This window comes from Streptomyces sp. NPDC111516 (genome assembly GCF_055635345.1).
The window spans coordinates 1-17669 of sequence record NZ_JBVKBV010000038.1; the positions used below are offsets into that span (position 1 = coordinate 1).

Here is a 17669-nt window from a genome sequence, read left to right on the forward strand (position 1 = left end):
GCGAACGGCATCATGCACGTCGCCGCCAAGGACCTCGGCACCGGCAAGGAGCAGAAGATGACCGTCACCGGCGGCTCCTCGCTGCCGAAGGACGATATCGACCGCATGGTGCGCGAGGCCGAGCAGCACGCGGAGGAGGACCGCCGGCGCAAGGAGGCCGCCGAGACCCGCAACCAGGCGGAGGGGCTCGTCTACCAGACCGAGCAACTGCTGCGGGACAACGCCGACAAGATCCCTGCGGATGTGCGTTCCGAGACCGAGGCCGCCCTGGCCGAGCTCAAGGAGAAGCTCAAGGGCGACGACACGGCCGCGATCCGAACCGCCACCGAGAAGGCGGCGGCGGCCGCGCAGCGGATCGGCACCGCCCTGTATGCGCAGGCGCAGGGAGGCCAGTCCGCTGGAGGCGGTACGGCCGGCAGCGGCACACCCGGAGGCACGGACACCGGTGAGGAGGAGGTCGTCGATGCGGAGATCGTCGACGACGAGCAGAAGGGAGACACCGGATGAACAAGAACCCGCACCTGCGGCATCAGGGCGAGCGGCCACTTGTGCTGGTGCGCGACTGGCGCGGGCCCGCCCCGGTCACCCTCCCGTCCCGGCGCCGCCGGGACGCGGGGACCGATCGGACGGAAGCCGAGGGTGCACGGCTGCACGAGGCACGACCGCATGACGCACGACCGCACGATGCGCGACCGCACGATGCACTAATGCATGAAGCACGACCGCGTGAGCAGATCGCGGAGTTGACAGCGGACCTGCAGCGGCTGAAAGCCGAGTACGACAACTACCGCAAGCGGGTGCGCCGCGACCGCCTGGCGATACGGGAGATCGCCGTGGTCAATGTCCTCACCGGTCTGCTTCCGGTCCTGGATGTCGTGGAAGAGGTCCACCGCCAGGGCGATGACCACGGCGCAGCGGCGGTTCTCTCCGGCACACTCCGGGACCGGCTCGCGGCGCTGGGCCTGCAGACCGTCGGTGCGGCGGGTGAACCGTTCGACCCGCACACCCATGAGGCGATCACCTATTGCGCCTGCGGCGCGGCCCATGAGGCCGTATGCACCGAGGTGCTGCGGCACGGCTACCGGGTCGGCGACCATCTCCTGAGGCCGGCGCAGGTGGCGGTGACGGGGCCCACCTCCGCCGCGTAGCCCAGCGTGCCGGCGGATGAAAGGAGCGCTCGGGATGAGCCAAGCGGAATCCTTCGGCGCCGACAACGAGGCGCCCGACGCCCGACTTGATCAGCCGACCGGCGTACTGGATGCGGTCTGTGTGGCGGTGGTGGCACTGGACGCCGCCGGGCGGATCGTGTTGTGGGGCCCTCAGGCCGAGGAACTGTTCGGCTACTCCGCGCAGGAGGTCCGCGGCCGGAACGCGGCACAGCTGCTGGTCCATGACCCGTACATGGATCTGGTGGCCGGCAGGTGCCGGCAGATGGTGGAGACCGGCGAGGGCTGGGCCGGTGTCCTTCCCTTCCGGTACAAGGGCGGCGGTACGCGGCCGGTCGAGTTCCGCTGCTCACGACTACCGGTGGGGCAGGGGGAGTTCTACACGCTGGGCATCGTCACGGACGCGTCGAAGCTGCGTGAAATGGAACGGGACGTGGCGTTGTCCACGCAACTGATCGCCCAGTCGCCGATCGGGTTGGAGGTTCTGGACAAGGATCTGCGGTATGTCGCCGTCAATCCGGCGATGGAACGAATGCATGGCCTGTCCGCCAAGGACCACCTCGGCCGGGGTTTCCGCGAGGTCCTGCCCTCCGTCAGTGTGGACGCGTCCGAGGCGGCGGTCAGGGAAGTGCTCAAGACCGGAATCCCGCAAGTCGACAAGTACACCATCGGCCGCACCCCGGCCGACCCCGACACCGATCGTGCCTGGTCCGTCTCCGTCTACCGGCTTGAGGATCCCCATGGTGAGGTGCTGGGTGTCGCCACCTCGGTGGTGGAGGTCACCGATCGGTACGGCGCCATCACGACGGCGGCCCAGGCCCGGCAGCGCCTGGCCCTGATCGCCGAGGGCTCCGCCCGTATCGGCACCAGCCTGGAGATGGAACAGACGGCCCGCGAACTGGCCGATGTAGCGGTGCCCGAACTCGCCGACGTGGCGGTCGTGGACGTACTCGACTCCGCCCTGGACGATCGGCGCCCCGCGACACCTCCCCACGGCCCGGCACTCTTTCGCACCCTCGCCGTGGAGGCCGGCTGCCTCACCGAGGCGGCCCGCGCCGTGGGGACGGCCGACGACCTGGTCAGCTACGACGCCGACCGACTGCCCACCCGGTGCGTACGGACCGGCCGCCCCGTCATCGTGAAGCACGTCGACGAATGGGATCTGGCGCGCATCGCCCGTGACGCCGGATCCGCTGCCGTCCTGGCCAGCGCCGGTATCCATTCGTATCTCGCGCTACCGCTGGCCACTCTGGGCGGGGCGTTCGGCGTCCTGGGCCTGATGCGCGGCCGCAATCCGGCCTCCTTCAGCGAGGACGACGTCACTCTGGCGGGCGAGTTGGCCGGCCGGACCGCGGTGTCCCTCGACAACGCACGCCTGTACCAGAGCGTCCGCAACACCGCGGTGACGCTCCAGCGCAGTCTGCTGCCGCGGCCGGCGCCCCCCGAGCTTCTGGAGGTCGCCACCCGCTACGAACCGGCCGGAACCTCCACGGAGGTCGGCGGCGACTGGTTCGACGTCATTCCCCTCGCGGGGGACAGGACCGCGCTCGTTGTGGGCGACGTGATGGGCAGCGGCATCGACGCGGCCGCCGCAATGGGTCGCCTGCGCACCGCCACCGCCACTCTGGCCGGCCTCGACCTGCCGCCTGCCGAGGTGTTGCAGCACCTCGACAGGATCACCGCGGGCCTGGAGCCGTACATCGCCACCTGCGTCTATGCCGAATACGACCCGCACAGCGACCGGTGCTGCATCGCCGCAGCCGGACACCTGCCCCCCGCGCTGACACGCACCGGTCAGCGCCCCGAACTGCTCGACCTGCCCACGGGTGCGCCCCTCGGGGTCGGCGGCGTCTCCTTCGAGGCGGCCACCGTCCCCCTGCGCCCCGGTGATCAACTGGTTCTCTATACCGATGGGTTGGTCGAAACACGCCGCGTTGCCATCGACGAGCGCCTGAACGTCCTCCTCGACGTGCTCGACGGCCCCGACCGCTCGTTGGACGAAACCTGCGACCGGCTCCTGGACACGCTGCGCGATCCGGACGATCACGACGACGTGGCGATACTCATCGCCCGTCCCCGACCGCGGCCCTGACGAAGCGGCCGGAGGGACCGAACCGACCGCTGCGGTCCGAAAGACGCCCGAGAGCACACGGTCGAACCGAAGCTCCAGGCCGAGCGCGGGACCACCGTCCGCTACACGCTGGACGGTACGACCTGGACCCGCGACAGCCAGAAGTCGTGCGGTCGGGACCGGGCGGCTCCCTCCCTGGGGTGCCGTCCGGTCCCTGTCCAGCCGGGTGGTCAGGTCGTGTCGGGGTCGACCACGGCCCGGCCCTTGGCGCGCCTGCCGACGACGGCCGCAGCCGCGGCCGCGCTGCCCGCGAAGGCGAGGGCTACCATCCATGGTTTGTTGAAGACGTGCCGGGTGGCATGATCGACGGAGTACCGGCCGGGTCCGATGAGGCCGATCGCCGCGGCGGTGAAGCCGAGGAAGGCCGGGTACTCGTAGCCGCCGCCCTGGGCGAAGAATCCGGCGGGCGCGTGGACGGCCACGGCACCCACCATGGTCCCGGCCGCGGCCGCACCGGCCGCCGGGGTGGCGAGGCCGAGTGCCAGCAGTGCGCCGCCGCCCGCCTCGCCGAGCCCGGCGGCGACCGCGCTGTGCTTCGGCGGGTGGAAGCCCATGGCCTCCATAGCGGCGGTGGTTCCTTCGATGCCTCCGCCGCCGAACCAGCCGGCCAGCTTCTGGGTGCCGTGCGCGGCCAGTACCGCGCCGGTGCCGACGCGCAGGACGAGCAGGCCGAGGTCACGCCGGTCGAGGCAGGGCATGGGAGTCTCCGCGGGGGTTCGGGGGCCGGGTGTGGCGAGGGTCCGGGGCCGTGCGCGGGCCCCCCGTACACGCCACCCGATGTGCCGTGGCGGGCGGGGCCGCGGTTCCACTCTCCGTGACGCGAGGCGCCGACGTGTCCTGGTATTACGCCGTCCGGGGGACGCCGCACGCGCGACTCTGCGCCGAACACCATTGTGCAACTTGTTGCATAAAGGTGTTTCACTGGTCTACAACTGGCGTAACGACACTGCGTGAGGAGCCGCCGCATGAGCCCGTACCCGAATCTGCTGAGCCCGCTCGACCTCGGGTTCACCACTCTCCCCAACCGGGTGCTGATGGGGTCGATGCACATCGGTCTGGAGGAGATCGAGCACGGCTTCGAGCGGATGGCCGCCTTCTACGCGGAACGTGCGCGGGGCGGCGTCGGCCTGATGGTCACCGGCGGGATCGCCCCGAACGCCCGGGCCTGCTCCTTTCCCGGCGGCGCCAAGATGACCACCGAGGCGGAGGCCGAGCAGCATGCGCGGGTCACCGCCGCCGTGCATGAGGCCGGCGGCCGGATCGCCATGCAGATCCTGCATTTCGGCCGGTACGCGCACCATCCCGACCTGGTCGCGCCCAGCGCGATCCAGGCGCCGATCAGCGCCTTCACTCCGCACGCCCTCGACGACGACGAGGTCGAGGAGACCATCGGGGACTTCGCCAGGGCCGCCGAGCTCGCACAGCGTGCCGGGTACGACGGTGTCGAGATCATGGGCTCCGAGGGCTATCTGATCAATGAGTTCATCGCCGCTGCCACCAATCGGCGCACTGACCGCTGGGGCGGCTCGTACGAGAACCGCATCCGGTTCCCCGTCGAGATCGTGCGCCGGGTCCGTGAGCGGGTCGGCAGCGATTTCATCCTGATCTACCGGCTCTCCATGCTGGATCTGGTGCCCGGCGGTTCTTCGCTGGAGGAGGTCGTGCAACTGGCCCGCGAGATCGAGGCCGCCGGCGCGACGATCATCAATACGGGGATCGGCTGGCACGAGGCCCGCATCCCCACCATCGCCACCTCCGTGCCGCGCGGCGCCTACACCTGGGTCACCGAGCGGGTGCGCGGTGCCGTCTCCGTACCGCTGGTGACGAGCAACCGCATCAACACACCCGAGGTCGCCGAGGAGATCCTCGCGTCGGGCCGGGCGGACATGGTGTCGATGGCCCGGCCGTTCCTCGCCGACCCGGACTTCGTCGTCAAGGCGGCCGAGGGCCGTGCCGACGCGATCAACACGTGCATCGGCTGTAACCAGGCCTGCCTGGACCACGTCTTCAGTGGACGGGTCACCTCCTGTCTGGTCAATCCGCGCGCCTGCCACGAGACCGAACTCACTCTGTCACCGACCCGCACCGTCAAGCGGGTCGCGGTCGTGGGCGCCGGGCCCGCCGGTCTCGCGTGTGCCGTCTCGGCGTCCGAGCGCGGGCACGAGGTGACCCTCTTCGACGCAGCCGAGGAGATCGGCGGCCAGCTGAACGTGGCGCGCAGGGTTCCCGGCAAGGAGGAGTTCAACGAGACGCTGCGCTACTTCCGCACCCGGCTCGCGGAGGAGAACGTCGAGTTGCGGCTCGGCACGCGGGCCACGGTGGATGTCCTCGCAGGCTTCGACGAGGTCGTCCTCGCCACCGGTGTCACGCCCCGCTCCCCCGCGATACCGGGCCTGGACCACCCCAGCGTGGTCACCTACCTCGACGTCCTGCGCGACGGGGCGCAGGTCGGTGACCGGGTCGCGGTCATCGGGGCGGGCGGGATCGGCTTCGACATCGCCGAATTCCTGACCGACTCGGGCGATGCGGCGAGCCTCGACCCCGAGGTGTTCTTCCGGCAGTGGGGCGTCGACACCGGCTACCGCGACCGGGGCGGTCTTCGCTCCCCGGAGCGTCCCAGGACGCCGCGCACCGTCCATCTGATCCAGCGCAAGACCGGCAAGCTCGGTACGGGGCTGGGAAAGACGACCGGCTGGATCCACCGCACCGAACTGCGGCACCGCGGCGTGACAATGATCGCGGGCGCCGCCTACGACCGGATCGACGACGACGGACTGCACCTCACGGTCGACGGCGAACAGCATCTCCTGCCGGTCGACACGGTGGTTCTCTGCGCGGGCCAGGAACCGCGCCGCGAACTCCACGAGGAGCTGCTCGCGGCGGGGCGTCCCGCCCATCTGATCGGCGGCGCCGATGTGGCCGCCGAGCTGGATGCCAAGCGCGCGATCCGCCAGGGCACGGAGCTCGCGGCCTCGCTGTGACGGAACCGTGGGCCCCGGCCCGGGCGTTCACCGCCGGCTCGGGCCCCTCCGTCATGCGGCCTTTGCCCGGCCGTCCTTAGGATGCACCCCATGTCACTGCCGTATGCGATCCTCACCGCCCTGCTCGAAAAGCCGTCTTCGGGGCTGGAGCTGACCCGCAGGTTCGACCGGTCGATCGGCTATTTCTGGTCCGCCACACATCAGCAGATCTACCGCGAGCTGGGGAAGCTGGAGCAGGCCGGGCAGATCCGCGTACTGCCCTCGAAGCTGCCCGCCCGCGGGCAGAAGAAGGAGTACGAGGTGCTGCCCGCGGGCCGCGAGGCACTGTCCGCCTGGGTGGCGCGCTCGGAGGACCCCAAGCAGATCCGGGATCCGCTGCTGCTGCGCATGCGGGCGGCGGCGATCATCGGCGCGCCCGGACTGAACACGGAGCTGCGCCGGCATCTGGCGCTGCACCGTCGTCAACTGGCGGAGTATCAGGAGATCGAGCAGCGGGACTTCCCTCCTGAGCGGAACTCCGAGGAGGACCGGCTGCGGCATCTCGTGCTGCGTGGCGGCATCGATCTGGAGAACTTCTGGATCGGCTGGCTGACACGGGCACTGGCCGAGGATGAGACCGAGGCCGAGGCCGAGGAACCGAGCCCGCCGGGCTGTTGAGGGCGGCATCGCCGGTCCGGCGGGTGAGCGTGTCGCTGTACCTGTGGCGGTACGGGCAACCGCGCGACACCGGCCGGAGGCGGCCAGGGACATGGGCCTGTGCTCGCCACCGCCCAGGCCCCCAACAACCGCCTGGCCACCCGCGTTCAGCAGCGACTGTCGCAGGCACTGGACTGCCAGGCCTGGCAGGAGTCGGGGCTCGGGGCCACCGGTGACGTCAACGAACTGAACGTGACACTCCGACCACCGAACGTCACGTCTCGGCGACTGACACGGTAAGGGTCTGGGTGAGCGCGGAGGCGACACCGGAGGTGATGCCGGACGCCGCCGCGTGCCGCAGACCGGGGCGTGCTCCCGGGCGGCTGAGTCCGGCGACGACGGCCATGGTCCCGGCTCCGACGGCCAGCGCTTCGGGGAGGCTGAGTGTCTCGTGCGGGGCGGTACCGCCCGCGGTCATCAGCAGGGCTCCGAGACCCAGCAGGGTGAGGATCGTGCCGCGTCATTCGATCCGGGTGACCCTGCGTCCGGCGGCCCTGGCTCCCAGCGGGACGGCGGCGACCAGGGTGAGGGCACCGAGCGGCTGGACGAGCGTGAGCGGGCCGTACTTGAGTGCCGCGACGTGCAGCAGCGCACCACCCGCGTTCAGACCGACCGACCACCACCAGGCGCCGCGTCCGAGCAGCCTCAGGAACCCTGCGCCGGGCTCGGTGCGCTCGGCGAGGCGGGCCCCGGCGGGGCGGGCCGGCTTGGGCGAGCCCAGCGGGCCCTGAGCGGCGGCCCGGTTGATGCCACTCCTCGATGCTCGACGCACTGAATCGGGTAGCCGAGGAGAGCTAGTGTCCCTCCCGGCAAGCTTTGCCCCGTCGCGCCGCCCAGCACGCACGCTCGCCGCGTTGGCCAAAAGCCCTGGTAGCTCCGCTACAAGGACTTCCGGCCGCCTTGCGATCGCACGCACCGGACGACGCTCCTTACGGGGCAAACATTGCCGGTCACGGCACTAGATGTGCCATCTCATGACGTTGGTGCCACGGTCACGATTACTGCACGGCGTGGTTGTTGTAGTCGTTGAGAAGGGGGCTGTGGCGTTCGATGAGTGGGCCAACGCCGAGATCTTCACGCATGAGCTTGCGCATCTTGGCGGCAGCTTTGCCGCGTGCCTCCCAGCGGGCGCGATCCTCTGGACTGCTGACAGCAGTGCCGTCGATGTAGCCGTCGCAGATGCGTCGCAGGCAGTGGAACACGCTGTTGGAGGCGTTGACGACGGGTTGGGGCGCGATGAGCCACATTCGTTCTGACGCCATACCTATGCCTGAATCCCGAAAGGCTTCGCGCAGCGCAAGCGCCCGCTCGTCGTCGGAAGGGTGCTCTCGCTCGGCCAGGGCCCGCAGGGTCTCACCGAGGACCTTCACAGTGGTGGTGTACTGCGTATAGATGTCGAGCCGCAGCCGAAGAGCTTCCTTGACATCCTCGCGCTTCCACCGATTCCGATCGGCGACGAGAGTAGCGACGATGCCGATTGCGGCCCCGGCCAGGGTGGAGAGCAGTGGCAACCAATCCATGCGTGCCAGTTTGGGCCATCCTCTGACGGCGGCACCATGTGGGGATTGGCCAGCTCTACCACTGCCTTCAGAAGCGCAAGTTGTTCGATGAGAACACGGCCTTCCCCACCGAAATCGCGGCTGCTGTTTGACGAGTTAAGGCCCTGAGGTGTCTGATGCGGCACTAGACATCGTCGATCGCTGCGGGCCTTCGCAGGTTCGTATAGGCCAGGTAGTCCGTTCCGGCCCGTTCGGCATAACGCATCGCGGCCGTCGGGCTGACGCCGAGGGCATCGGCGAGGACGGATGGAAGTGCCTGGCGGACCATCTGCGCCCAGGCTCTGGAGGGCGTGGCCATGGCTGGGATGCCGCTGCCGCGCCGCGACTGCAGAAGCACGGGGCCGCCCGGTCTGGCGGAGGTGAGCAGCAGGGCCCGGAAGCCGTCCTTCTCCAGACTTCGATGTGTCTCATGAGACATCAGCTCGCGTCCGTGCCCCCAGAAAAAAATCAAGCACCGCAGGGGCCGCTCGTGTCAGGATGCTGGGCATGTCTGGTCGCGCGCTGAGTTTCGGAGTGGTGGCGGAAGCATACGAACGGTTCCGGCCGGGGTATCCCGTGGAGCTGTTCGACATCGTGAGGGCCTATGCGGGCCGCTCGGTTCGGACCGCCCTCGAGATCGGCGCTGGGACAGGCAAGGCAACCCGCCTGTTCGCTCAACGAGGGGTCATGGTCACCGCGACCGATCCTGATGGGTCCATGCTCGCCGAGCTGCGCAAGCACGTGCCGACGAACGTCAGAACGGTGCAAGCCGCGTTCGAGGACTTGCGACCGGACGAACGGTATGGACTGGTCTATGCGGCAGCAGCGCTGCATTGGACGAACCCGGAGGGCCGGTGGTCGCGCGTGGCCGCGCTGCTGGAACCGGGTGGCGTATTTGCCTCATGCGGCGGGCCATTTCGACTGGCTGACCCGGCTGTGGAGGAAGCTGTCCGCGCGGCGCGAGCACCATTCTTGGAGAGTGACGAGATTCCGTCGCCTGACGGGACGCCTCCGGATCATGAGATGCAGTGGCCGGGTACGGAGCTGCAACGGTCTGAGTGGTTCACCGGCGTTCAGCGGTCCGTGATCGAACGGCGCGTGACGATGAACGCTCGCGACTACGTTGGGCATCTCTCCACCATCTCGGCTTACCTCGTCTTGCCGACCGCGGAGCGAGAGCAGGTATTCAGCCAGATCATGCAGGTACTGCCGGACAGAGTCGAGATGGCCGCCGACATCACCGTCCATCTCGCGCGTCGGCGCCACGAGGATTGATCACGACACCTCACCATGTCAGCCCGCCGGCCCCAAGCTGGTTCCGAGCCACTTTCACTCGCGTGTGGCGTGTGCTCGGTCGAGCGGGATGACGACGGCTGAGCGTTGGGCGATCTGCTCGCGGAGGGCAGTGTTCTCCGCGAGCAGGGCCGCGATGACCGTGGCGGCGGCGTCGACTTCGTCTTGGAGCCGTTGTCGCTCGTTTCGGTTGTCTCGCAGTTGGCGGCGGAGGCGGGCGATCTCCGCGGCCTGGGCCTGGTCGTGTTTGCTTGCCGCGCTGTGGCTGACGTGGTTATCCCGGTCGACGAGCACTGCGGTTGCCCGGTTCATGGGGTCCGGGTAGGAACGGAACAGAAAATCGACGTAGCTGTCAAAATTTTTGACGGGCTGTGAGCTGTGCTGCCAGGGTGTGCGGGTGAGCGATGACCCGACGATCGGTTTCCTGAAGTCGGATGTGGCGCGGTTCTGCGCCGGTCTGGATGAACTGGCTCCGGCGATCCGGCTGCGGCTGCTCGTTCAGCTGCGGGCCGCGCTGGATGAGGTGACGGACGCGGCCTTGGACGAGGGGATGGCCGCGGCGAAAGCGGAGGGTTGGGGGCTGCGGCAGATCGGCGGCCAGGTGGGTCTGTCGCACGAGAAGGTCCGCTACCGGCTCGCCCAGAGCGCGCGCCAGGGCGAGCCGGGCGGGGACGCCTAGATCGCGGTGGCGGTCCTCTCAGGCTTGGCGGTGGAGCGGAGCTGTCCGCCTTGGACCTCGCCGGTCGGGGTGGGCTTGCCGCCCGGCGCGAGGACCCGCAGGGCCTCGGAGGCTTTGATGGTGCCGGAGTGCAGGGAGCCGGCAAGGCGGAGCATCTCGTCCCAGTGGGCGGTGATCTGCTTGAGGTTGACCTTGTCGCGGGTCACCGGGTTGAGCGGCCCGTAGTCGGCGTCCGGGTCGGCGCGGTAGAGGGTGGCACTGCCGACGTCGGCCAGGCGTGGGGAAAACTGGTAGCCCATGAGGCGGAAGAGGCCGAAGACGATCTCGCTGGCGCCGTGAGTGTCGGAGGTGATCTCGACGGGCCGCAGGGCGGTCTCCTGTTCCAGCAGACCGTCGAGGATGTAGAAGGAGTCGCGCTGGGTGCCGGGGATTAGGATGCCGTGCAGGCCGCTGAACTGGTCCGAGAGGAAGTTGTAGAACGTCACCCCGCGTCGGCGAGTGCCGAAGTATTTCGGGTTCGGCCCGGAGTTGAGGGTGCGGATCGGGGTGACGAAGCGCAGTCCGTCGGCGGAGGCCAGCTCGCCGCCGCCCCACGCCTGCACCAGCGGCAGGCGCATGTGGTAGTCGACCAGGCGGGCGTTGGCCGCAATGAGGGTCTGGGCGCGTACGTAGTTCTGCTCGACCCAGAACAGCCGGTCGCGGCTGAGCGCGTCGACGCCGTCGTGGACGATCGGCTCGATGGCGACGTTGGTGGCCTCGGAGGTGAGGACCGCGGCCACGGACAGCTCAAGGTCGGCCATGCGGGAGTTGGCCTCGGAGACGTGGGTGAAGTCGCCGAGGTAGGGCACCCAGGAGTTGACCTCCAGCACGATCTCGGGAAGGTCGACGGCGGGCATTCGCGCCTCGATCTCCTTGTTCAGCTCGACCAGGGAGGCGGGTTCGTCCAGGCGGTCGAGGCCTGTGAGGATGATGCGGTCGCGGCCTCCTTGCTGCTCGATGCGTACGGCGGGGTTGGCGGCCAGGCCGTCGGCGAAGTCGCGATGAGCCTTGTCGAGCCGTGCGGTCCACTCGGCGAGGATCTTGTCGGGCTTGGGGTCGAGGTCGAGTTCCTCGCAGACCCTCGTGCGGGCCGCCTCCCACGCGGCATCGCCCAGCAGGCGGGCGTTGGGGTTGCCCCACTTGCGCAGGCCCGGCACGAACACCTCGTGCCGGTGCAGCGCGGAGCGCAGGGCCTCGGCGGACGCGACGATCACAGCGCGCTTCTCCACGCTGCCCACGGGCATCGGCGGAGGCGGGAAGACCAGGCGCCGCCAGGCGGAGGGGAGGACCTTGGCGGGGACCTCCCATGCCTGGATGGGGCGGCGCCGTCCCTTGAGGGACTTCACGAAGTCGATCGCGTCCAGGACCGGCTCGCCGGCCGGGCTCGCCTCGAATGTGAACGTCTTGAGCAGGCCGGGAAGGAAGCGGGCGATGGTGTTGTAGCGGGCGGCGAGCATCTGCTCGGCGCCGTCGTCGGGCTGCTGGGCGAGCAGCTTGACGACCTCGGCCGCCGCGTGGACCGGGCCGACGTCCATGGAGTCGAGCGTCGCGCGCAGATCGCCCTCGGGGTCGGCGGCGGTGGCGCAGATGGCGAGCCAGGCTTTGCGCAGCTCGATCGCGGCGGTATCCAGGTCCTTGAGGGTGCGCAGCCGCGCCTTGGTCATCTTGGCGGCAGAGCTGCGGATGATGTCGCCCATCACCAGGTCGAAGACCTCGATCGCCTCGTCCGCGGCAAGCTACGGCATCACCGCGGCGAACGCGACCAGGGTGGCCAGGCGCCGGTTCCCGGCGAGGTCGGATACGGCCTGGGCGCGGGCGGCCTTGGCGAACCGCACCAGCGCCTGGAGCCGTCCCGGCGGTATCGCGTCCAGGTCCCAGGCGTGACCGCCGAAGGAGCGCAGCGACTCGTAGCGTTCCAGCGCTTTGCCCACCCCGCGCGCCGAGATGTCGCGCGGCGAGCGGCGCAGCCGGTCCAGTTCCGAGAGACGCTTGCCCGCGGGGACGACGACCAACTGTTGCAGTTGCTCGGCCTGCTCGGCTGTGGGCGCGGCGGCCAGCGTCGCCCACAGGCGTTTCTCGGCCCGCTCGCGGGTACCGGACACCAGCCGTTCAGGCACGGTCACCCCGGGCAGCACCACTTTCTTGTCCACCAGGCGCTTGGTGGCCAGGTCGAACAGCAGGGTGGGGCGTTCGTTGCCGATCCAGGCCCGCTGATACATCCAGCGGGCGAGCGCGAACCACTGATCGAACTCGAACTTGGTGTACCCGTAGCCCTCGCGGATCTGGCCCTGGTGGTCCCAGCGGGCCTCGCCGCTGCCGTACCCGGCGAACGCACCCGGCTCCAGCCCGAGTTGCTCGGCGACATAGGCGACCACCACGGCGGGCGCCTCTTCGGGGTTCTCCAGGAAGGTGCCCAGGTAGCGGATGGTGCCGAGCTGGACGGCCCAGCCGATCCGGTTCCTCGCGCTGCGGGCGGCCATAGCCCGGCGCCGCGCGGTCTGATCCAGCAGGAAGGACCCGGCGAGCTGTCCCTCGTCCGGGTCCTCGGTGAAGTGGCCGAAGTTCCTGCGCTGTTCCTCGCTCAGAAAGTTGGTCGGCACCGCCCGCTCCTTGATCGTCGGCGTGATTCGCGCGCGACGGTGCCAGGTGACCCGGCGGAGCGTGAGGTGATCTGCGATTCCAGCCCAGAGCATTACCCCATGTGATAGATGGGGTAGCCCAGGCGGGAGGTGCGTGCGGGGTCTTCCGGGCGGCCCGGTGGGGCTTGACCACCCATGCCCGCAGCGGCTCTCACAAACATTCCTTTATCGGAGCAAGATCAAGAACGGGCCACCGGGACACCGTTGATCTTGGATCGGTTCTCAGAACCCGTTCTCACTCAAAGAGGTGAGCTGCCCCCTTCTGAGAAATGTTTGTGACAAGATCCAGGGGCATGACGGACCCTCAAGAGCCTTCCGCGACCGACGCGGACGAAGTCGAGCGCCATCCTTGCCCCCGCTGCGCGGCCGAGCCCGGCTCGCCGTGCCGCTCGCGTGGCGGCGCGGTCGCAGGCACCTACCACACAGGCCGCTTCACGAAGGTGCCGTGGCTCGTCAAGCTGCTACGGGTGCCGACCCCGGCCGACCGGGGCCCGGGGCAGTCGTGGCGGCCCGGCACCCCGCCCCCGGCGCCGATCGACCCGGACACCCCGAGCGCGGACATCCGCATCGGGTATGCGAGATGCTCGCACCTGAGCCAAGAGCTCCAGTCTCAGCTGGATGCCCTCGCCAAGCACGGCATCGCGAGGGACAAAATCTTCAGCGAGAAGATCAGCACCCGGGTGCGGGTGCGCCCGCAGTTCGAGGCTGCGCTCAAGGCCGCCCGGGAGATCAAGGCCCATGCCCCGCACTGCCGGGTCATCGTCACGGTGTACGAGATGAAACGGCTGGGACGCGGTGCCGCCGAGCTCACAGCCCTTGCGGACCACCTCACCGCGCACGGCCTGGTGCTGGAGATGCTCGCAGGCCCCCTCCAGGGGACGTACGACCCCAGCGGCGCCGGGAGACTGCTGTTCGCGTTCTTTGCGGCGATGGCGGAGACCGAGCGGGAGAACATCCGGGAGTCGACGCTGGAAGGGCTCGACACCGCGGCCCGCAAGGGCAAGCACGGCGGCCGGCCTGCGGTCATCACCGACGACATGCTGCACACCGTTCTCCGGCGCCGGGTGAACGGCGAGTCCGTCGAGCAGATCCGGCCCGACCTGATCATCCCCACCGGCAAGCGCAAAGGCCAGAACCCTTCCCTGGCCAGCATCTACCGGGCGCTCGCCGAGCACGAGAAGGCCCAGGCGTACCCGGAAGCCGTCGAAGCCGCCCACGCCGACTTCGCCGCACTGCAAAACGCCGAGCGGCCGGGCGACGGCATCCCCAGCCCCCGCCCGGCCGCAGCAACAGACAGCGTCAGCTCGCGCTGACTGCACGCGGGGCATTTCCGCCCGCGCGACCAGGCCGGGCGACGCCCCCGCTCGTCGCTCGGCCCGGCAGGGCGTGCGTCACTCGTTGTGCAGTACCTCGGCGATCGGCAGTCGGGCCGCCGTGCGCGAGGGGAGCAGTGCGCCGAGGACGGCGATGAAGACGCCCGCCAGCGCGACGGCGATCAGTAGCGGGGCGTGCCACACGTTGATCATCGAGTCCGTGAACACCAGGATGGTGACGTTCTCGACGATCAGCCGGTGCGCGGCCATCCCGAGCGGGACGCCGATAATCCCGCTGGCCAGACCCAGCCCTGCGACCGAGATCACCGTCATCGCGACCACCTGGCGCGGGGTCATGCCGATCGACTTGAGCATGCCGAGGTCCCGGCGGCGCTCGCGGATGTTCAGCAGCACGGTGTTGAAGACGCCGAGGGCGGCGACCACGCACAGCAGCACGGTGAAGATCGTCGAGAAGCTGATCACCGAGGCGATCGGGCCGTTCACGTCGTGCGTCACCACGTTCGGGTAGAGGCCGGGATCGGCGTCCTTGACCGCCTTGACGTAGGCGTCGGCGTCCGCGCCGGGGGCGAGCCGCACGACGTACTCGACCACGTGCAGTTCCACTCCGGTCCCGGCCAGCGTCGCCGCGTTGGACGCCACCGCCCGGGCGTTGCCCTGGACGGGCTCGCCGACGATGGTCACGGGCAGGAGCCGGCCACTGACGTCCAGGGTGATCCGGTCGCCGAGTTTGAGTCCGTGCTGGTCCAGGAACGCCGGTCCGGCAATCACCTCGCCCAGCCCGGTCGCCGGGCGCCCCTTGGCCACGTGGAGTGGCCGCTCGAGGGCGTCGCCGCCGTAGAAGTCGGCGAACACCGGCTGGGTGTAGCCGACCAGGCCGACCCGTTCGAACGCGCGCGAGGTCACCTGGTCGGATCCGGGCGTGGCGCGCAGCACGGCCTCGATCTGGGCGTCGGTCAGCTTCGGCACTCTCTGGTGGGCGTCGGCGGCGCCGACCTGCACGTGGACGAAGGTGCGGCCGTTGTCCCCGCCCGGTGGCTGCATGGAGGCGAGCAGCGTGCCGGTCAGGCCGGTGGCGAAGGTTACCGTGACCACGCCCAGCACGATGGACGCCATGGTGAGCGCCGTCCGGGCCGGGCGCGCGAAGGGCTGGCCGAGGCCGAGGCTGACCGAGCGTGGCAGCCGCGTGCCACTGAGCCAGCGCTGGACCCGCAGGCCGCGCCCGGTGCGCGGCGCGCTGCCGGCGGTGATCGCCTCGGCCGCGGAGATCCGATGGGCGCGCGAGGCCGGCAGGAACGCGGCGAGGGCGACCAGCAGGGGCACGGCGACCAGGCAGGCAACCGGCAGCCAAGCCGGGGGCGCGAGCGCGGCGGTGCCGGTCTCGATCCCGGTGAAGGCCATGTCGACGATCGGGCGGGCCAGCGCCCAGCCGGCGACCGTGCCGAGGACGGCACCGGCGATCGCGGGCACCGAGACCATGGCGATGTAGACCGCGACCACTTGGCGCGGGGTGAAGCCGAGCGCCTTGAGCACGCCGATGTGGCGGTAGCCGGACACCACCGCGCCGCTGACAACGTTTCCGACGATCAATACCGCGACCACCAGGCCGAGCGCGCCGAAGACCGACATGAACGGCAGGTAGGCATCGGCCGAGGCGGAGAACGCCTGCTTGAGGGTGAGGTAGGACTGCGCGCTGGTCAGCGCGTCCCCGGGCAGGCCCTCGGTGGCCTTCGCCAAGCCTGCCTTCAACGCTTCGTCGCTCGAGGCGTCGGTGAGACGGTAGAGCATCTGCTCGGCGGTGGGATGCAGGGCGGCCATCTGCTCGGGGGTGACCCAGCCGCCCGCCGAATTGCTCATACTGTCGGCGATGCCGACCACGGTGAGCGGCGGGGCACCGGTGGGCGCGATGGTCTGGCCCAGCAGGTTGTCGAAGGTGCCCCGGAAGCCCATGTAGACGACGACCTCGCCCGGCCTGGTGGCCCAGCGGCCTGCGGTCAACTCCACGCGGTCCACCGGGCCTGCCGGGTCGGCTCGGCCCACCAGGGTGATCGACCCGGGCGCGTGGCCCAACCAGTCGGTCGGGATGTTCAGGGTGACCTGGGCGAACGGCCCGGCGGCCGCCTCGACGCCCGGCCGGTGGGCGCTGGCGGCCAGTTGCTCCGCCGGGGCCTTGGCGGCGTCGAAGGTCGCGACCACGTGGGCGCCGCGCTGCACATCGAAGGCGGCGTCGAACGGCGCCCGGGCGGCGCTCATCACGGCGAGCGCGAGCAGGATGGTGGTGGTCGAGCAGAAGACGACCAGTCCGATCACGATCGTCTGGACCTTGCGCCGTTTGACGGCCGCGCGCGAGGCCCGCCACACCGCCCCGGTCATGCCGTGTGCTCCGACGGCTCCAAAGAACGCTCGCGGGCCACGCGACCATCCGCGACCTCGACCAGCCGGCTGGCGCAGCGGGTGGCCAAGTGCGGGTCGTGGGTGACGATCAGCAGGGTCTGCCCGATCTGGTTGAGGTCGATCAGCAGGTCCATCACCTGCTCGCCGGAGCGGCTGTCCAGGGCTCCGGTCGGCTCGTCCGCGAGCAGCAGCGCCGGACGGTTCATCAGTGCTCGGGCGACAGCTACGCGTTGGCGCTCGCCGCCGCTGAGGGCGGCCGGGTAGATGTCCTTGCGGTGGGCGACGCCGAGTTCGTCCAGCAGCTCCAGGGCGCGCCGGCGGGCCTGCCGGGCGGAGATGCCGGTCAGCTGGGCGGCCAGGGCGACGTTGTCGAGTGCCGGCAGGTCGTCGATGAGGTTGAAGAACTGGAAGATCATGCCGATGTGCCGGCGGCGGAACAGTGCCAGCCCGGTCTCGTTCAACTGCCCCAGGTCCTGGCCGTGCACCTGGACCGTGCCGCAGGTGGGCCGGTCCAGGCCGGCGACCATGTTCAGCAAGGTGGACTTGCCGCAGCCCGAGGGGCCCATCACGGCGACCGCCTCGCCCGCCCGGATCCGCAGGTCGATTCCGGCCAGGGCCTTGGCGTCCCCGAACTCCTTGTGGACACCGGACAGCTCGACGACGAGCTGCGCGCCGTCCTGCCGGGTGGTCCCTTCGTGATCATTGCTCATGGCACACGACGGTAGGAGCGGCGGGGCGGGCTGTGCGTCCCACCCCAGGTGTAACTGTCCAGGGCCGTAGTA

At 69.9% G+C, this 17669-nt stretch carries 16 protein-coding genes and 1 pseudogene; 8 read left to right on the top strand and 9 right to left on the bottom strand.

Going from position 1 to position 17669, the window contains the following annotated elements:
- From ACZ7L9_RS35905 to ACZ7L9_RS35915, 3 genes are all read left to right on the top strand, one after another.
- The coding region (locus ACZ7L9_RS35905) for an Hsp70 family protein (RefSeq protein ID WP_471421722.1) at window positions 1-507 on the top strand (507 nt) is incomplete at its 5' end.
- Window positions 508-707: 200 nt separating this feature from the next.
- Window positions 708-1148, top strand: coding sequence for a nucleotide exchange factor GrpE (gene grpE / locus ACZ7L9_RS35910; RefSeq protein WP_471421723.1), 441 nt, complete (start codon window positions 708-710; stop codon window positions 1146-1148).
- Between the two features lie 34 nt (window positions 1149-1182).
- On the top strand, window positions 1183-3258 hold the full coding sequence (locus tag ACZ7L9_RS35915; RefSeq protein ID WP_471421724.1) for a SpoIIE family protein phosphatase: 2076 nt from the start codon (window positions 1183-1185) through the stop codon (window positions 3256-3258).
- Window positions 3259-3467: 209 nt separating this feature from the next.
- On the opposite strand, the gene ACZ7L9_RS35920 is transcribed toward ACZ7L9_RS35915, so the two are convergent.
- Complete coding sequence (locus tag ACZ7L9_RS35920; protein WP_471421725.1) at window positions 3468-3995, bottom strand: DoxX family protein; 528 nt, start codon at window positions 3993-3995, stop codon at window positions 3468-3470.
- Window positions 3996-4262: 267 nt separating this feature from the next.
- Here ACZ7L9_RS35920 and ACZ7L9_RS35925 point away from each other — a divergent pair, with 267 nt between their 5' ends.
- Together ACZ7L9_RS35925 and ACZ7L9_RS35930 are read left to right on the top strand one after the other, a co-directional pair.
- Window positions 4263-6278: an NADPH-dependent 2,4-dienoyl-CoA reductase gene (locus ACZ7L9_RS35925; RefSeq protein WP_471421726.1), complete on the top strand. Its 2016-nt coding sequence runs from the start codon at window positions 4263-4265 to the stop codon at window positions 6276-6278.
- 90 nt (window positions 6279-6368) lie between these two features.
- Window positions 6369-6935, top strand: a complete 567-nt coding sequence (locus ACZ7L9_RS35930) for a PadR family transcriptional regulator (protein ID WP_471421727.1) — start codon at window positions 6369-6371, stop codon at window positions 6933-6935.
- A 259-nt stretch (window positions 6936-7194) separates the two neighbouring features.
- Here ACZ7L9_RS35930 and ACZ7L9_RS35935 read toward each other — a convergent pair.
- From ACZ7L9_RS35935 to ACZ7L9_RS35945, 3 genes and pseudogenes are all read right to left on the bottom strand, one after another.
- A pseudogene (locus ACZ7L9_RS35935) lies at window positions 7195-7722 on the bottom strand (hypothetical protein); the annotation flags it as partial.
- A gap of 250 nt (window positions 7723-7972) precedes the next feature.
- Complete coding sequence (locus ACZ7L9_RS35940) at window positions 7973-8494, bottom strand: hypothetical protein (protein WP_471421728.1); 522 nt, start codon at window positions 8492-8494, stop codon at window positions 7973-7975.
- A gap of 163 nt (window positions 8495-8657) precedes the next feature.
- Window positions 8658-8951 carry a hypothetical protein gene (locus tag ACZ7L9_RS35945; RefSeq protein ID WP_471421729.1) on the bottom strand — a complete coding sequence of 98 codons (294 nt, stop codon included), beginning with the start codon at window positions 8949-8951 and terminating at the stop codon, window positions 8658-8660.
- A gap of 68 nt (window positions 8952-9019) precedes the next feature.
- Here ACZ7L9_RS35945 and ACZ7L9_RS35950 point away from each other — a divergent pair, with 68 nt between their 5' ends.
- Window positions 9020-9787: a class I SAM-dependent methyltransferase gene (locus tag ACZ7L9_RS35950; protein WP_471421730.1), complete on the top strand. Its 768-nt coding sequence runs from the start codon at window positions 9020-9022 to the stop codon at window positions 9785-9787.
- Window positions 9788-9841: 54 nt separating this feature from the next.
- Here ACZ7L9_RS35950 and ACZ7L9_RS35955 read toward each other — a convergent pair whose 3' ends face one another.
- Window positions 9842-10117 carry a hypothetical protein gene (locus tag ACZ7L9_RS35955; protein WP_471421731.1) on the bottom strand — a complete coding sequence of 92 codons (276 nt, stop codon included), beginning with the start codon at window positions 10115-10117 and terminating at the stop codon, window positions 9842-9844.
- A gap of 85 nt (window positions 10118-10202) precedes the next feature.
- Here ACZ7L9_RS35955 and ACZ7L9_RS35960 point away from each other — a divergent pair, with 85 nt between their 5' ends.
- The gene (locus ACZ7L9_RS35960; RefSeq protein ID WP_392075619.1) at window positions 10203-10484 is read left to right on the top strand and encodes a hypothetical protein; all 282 of its coding nucleotides are present in this window, start codon (window positions 10203-10205) and stop codon (window positions 10482-10484) included.
- Here the strand turns inward: ACZ7L9_RS35960 and ACZ7L9_RS35965 are convergent.
- Window positions 10481-12220, bottom strand: coding sequence for a Tn3 family transposase (locus ACZ7L9_RS35965; protein WP_471421732.1), 1740 nt, complete (start codon window positions 12218-12220; stop codon window positions 10481-10483). The genes ACZ7L9_RS35960 and ACZ7L9_RS35965 overlap by 4 nt on opposite strands.
- A 39-nt stretch (window positions 12221-12259) precedes the next feature.
- On the bottom strand, window positions 12260-13123 hold the full coding sequence (locus tag ACZ7L9_RS35970) for a DUF4158 domain-containing protein (RefSeq protein ID WP_471421733.1): 864 nt from the start codon (window positions 13121-13123) through the stop codon (window positions 12260-12262).
- A 332-nt stretch (window positions 13124-13455) separates the two neighbouring features.
- Here ACZ7L9_RS35970 and ACZ7L9_RS35975 point away from each other — a divergent pair, with 332 nt between their 5' ends.
- Entirely contained in the window at window positions 13456-14475 is a 1020-nt protein-coding gene (locus ACZ7L9_RS35975) for a recombinase family protein (protein WP_471421734.1), read from the top strand.
- 78 nt (window positions 14476-14553) lie between these two features.
- On the opposite strand, the gene ACZ7L9_RS35980 is transcribed toward ACZ7L9_RS35975, so the two are convergent.
- Window positions 14554-16866, bottom strand: a complete 2313-nt coding sequence (locus tag ACZ7L9_RS35980; RefSeq protein ID WP_471421735.1) for an ABC transporter permease — start codon at window positions 16864-16866, stop codon at window positions 14554-14556.
- Complete coding sequence (locus tag ACZ7L9_RS35985; RefSeq protein WP_471421736.1) at window positions 16863-17597, bottom strand: ABC transporter ATP-binding protein; 735 nt, start codon at window positions 17595-17597, stop codon at window positions 16863-16865. The genes ACZ7L9_RS35980 and ACZ7L9_RS35985 overlap by 4 nt, the downstream gene beginning before the upstream one ends.
- Between the last annotated feature and the right edge of the window lie 72 nt (window positions 17598-17669).

What these genes read in the sequence shown, in the direction of transcription:
- ACZ7L9_RS35920 (WP_471421725.1), bottom strand. Translation starts at nt 3,995, where the DNA reads ATGCCCTGCCTCGACCGGCGTGACCTCGGCCTGCTCGTCCTGCGCGTC.
- ACZ7L9_RS35925 (WP_471421726.1), top strand. Translation starts at nt 4,263, where the DNA reads ATGAGCCCGTACCCGAATCTGCTGAGCCCGCTCGACCTCGGGTTCACC.
- ACZ7L9_RS35980 (WP_471421735.1), bottom strand. Translation starts at nt 16,866, where the DNA reads ATGACCGGGGCGGTGTGGCGGGCCTCGCGCGCGGCCGTCAAACGGCGC.
- ACZ7L9_RS35915 (WP_471421724.1), top strand. Translation starts at nt 1,183, where the DNA reads ATGAGCCAAGCGGAATCCTTCGGCGCCGACAACGAGGCGCCCGACGCC.
- ACZ7L9_RS35955 (WP_471421731.1), bottom strand. Translation starts at nt 10,117, where the DNA reads ATGAACCGGGCAACCGCAGTGCTCGTCGACCGGGATAACCACGTCAGC.
- ACZ7L9_RS35950 (WP_471421730.1), top strand. Translation starts at nt 9,020, where the DNA reads ATGTCTGGTCGCGCGCTGAGTTTCGGAGTGGTGGCGGAAGCATACGAA.
- grpE (WP_471421723.1), top strand. Translation starts at nt 708, where the DNA reads ATGCATGAAGCACGACCGCGTGAGCAGATCGCGGAGTTGACAGCGGAC.
- ACZ7L9_RS35985 (WP_471421736.1), bottom strand. Translation starts at nt 17,597, where the DNA reads ATGAGCAATGATCACGAAGGGACCACCCGGCAGGACGGCGCGCAGCTC.
- ACZ7L9_RS35930 (WP_471421727.1), top strand. Translation starts at nt 6,369, where the DNA reads ATGTCACTGCCGTATGCGATCCTCACCGCCCTGCTCGAAAAGCCGTCT.
- ACZ7L9_RS35965 (WP_471421732.1), bottom strand. Translation starts at nt 12,220, where the DNA reads ATGGGCGACATCATCCGCAGCTCTGCCGCCAAGATGACCAAGGCGCGG.
- ACZ7L9_RS35975 (WP_471421734.1), top strand. Translation starts at nt 13,456, where the DNA reads ATGACGGACCCTCAAGAGCCTTCCGCGACCGACGCGGACGAAGTCGAG.
- ACZ7L9_RS35945 (WP_471421729.1), bottom strand. Translation starts at nt 8,951, where the DNA reads ATGTCTCATGAGACACATCGAAGTCTGGAGAAGGACGGCTTCCGGGCC.
- ACZ7L9_RS35940 (WP_471421728.1), bottom strand. Translation starts at nt 8,494, where the DNA reads ATGGATTGGTTGCCACTGCTCTCCACCCTGGCCGGGGCCGCAATCGGC.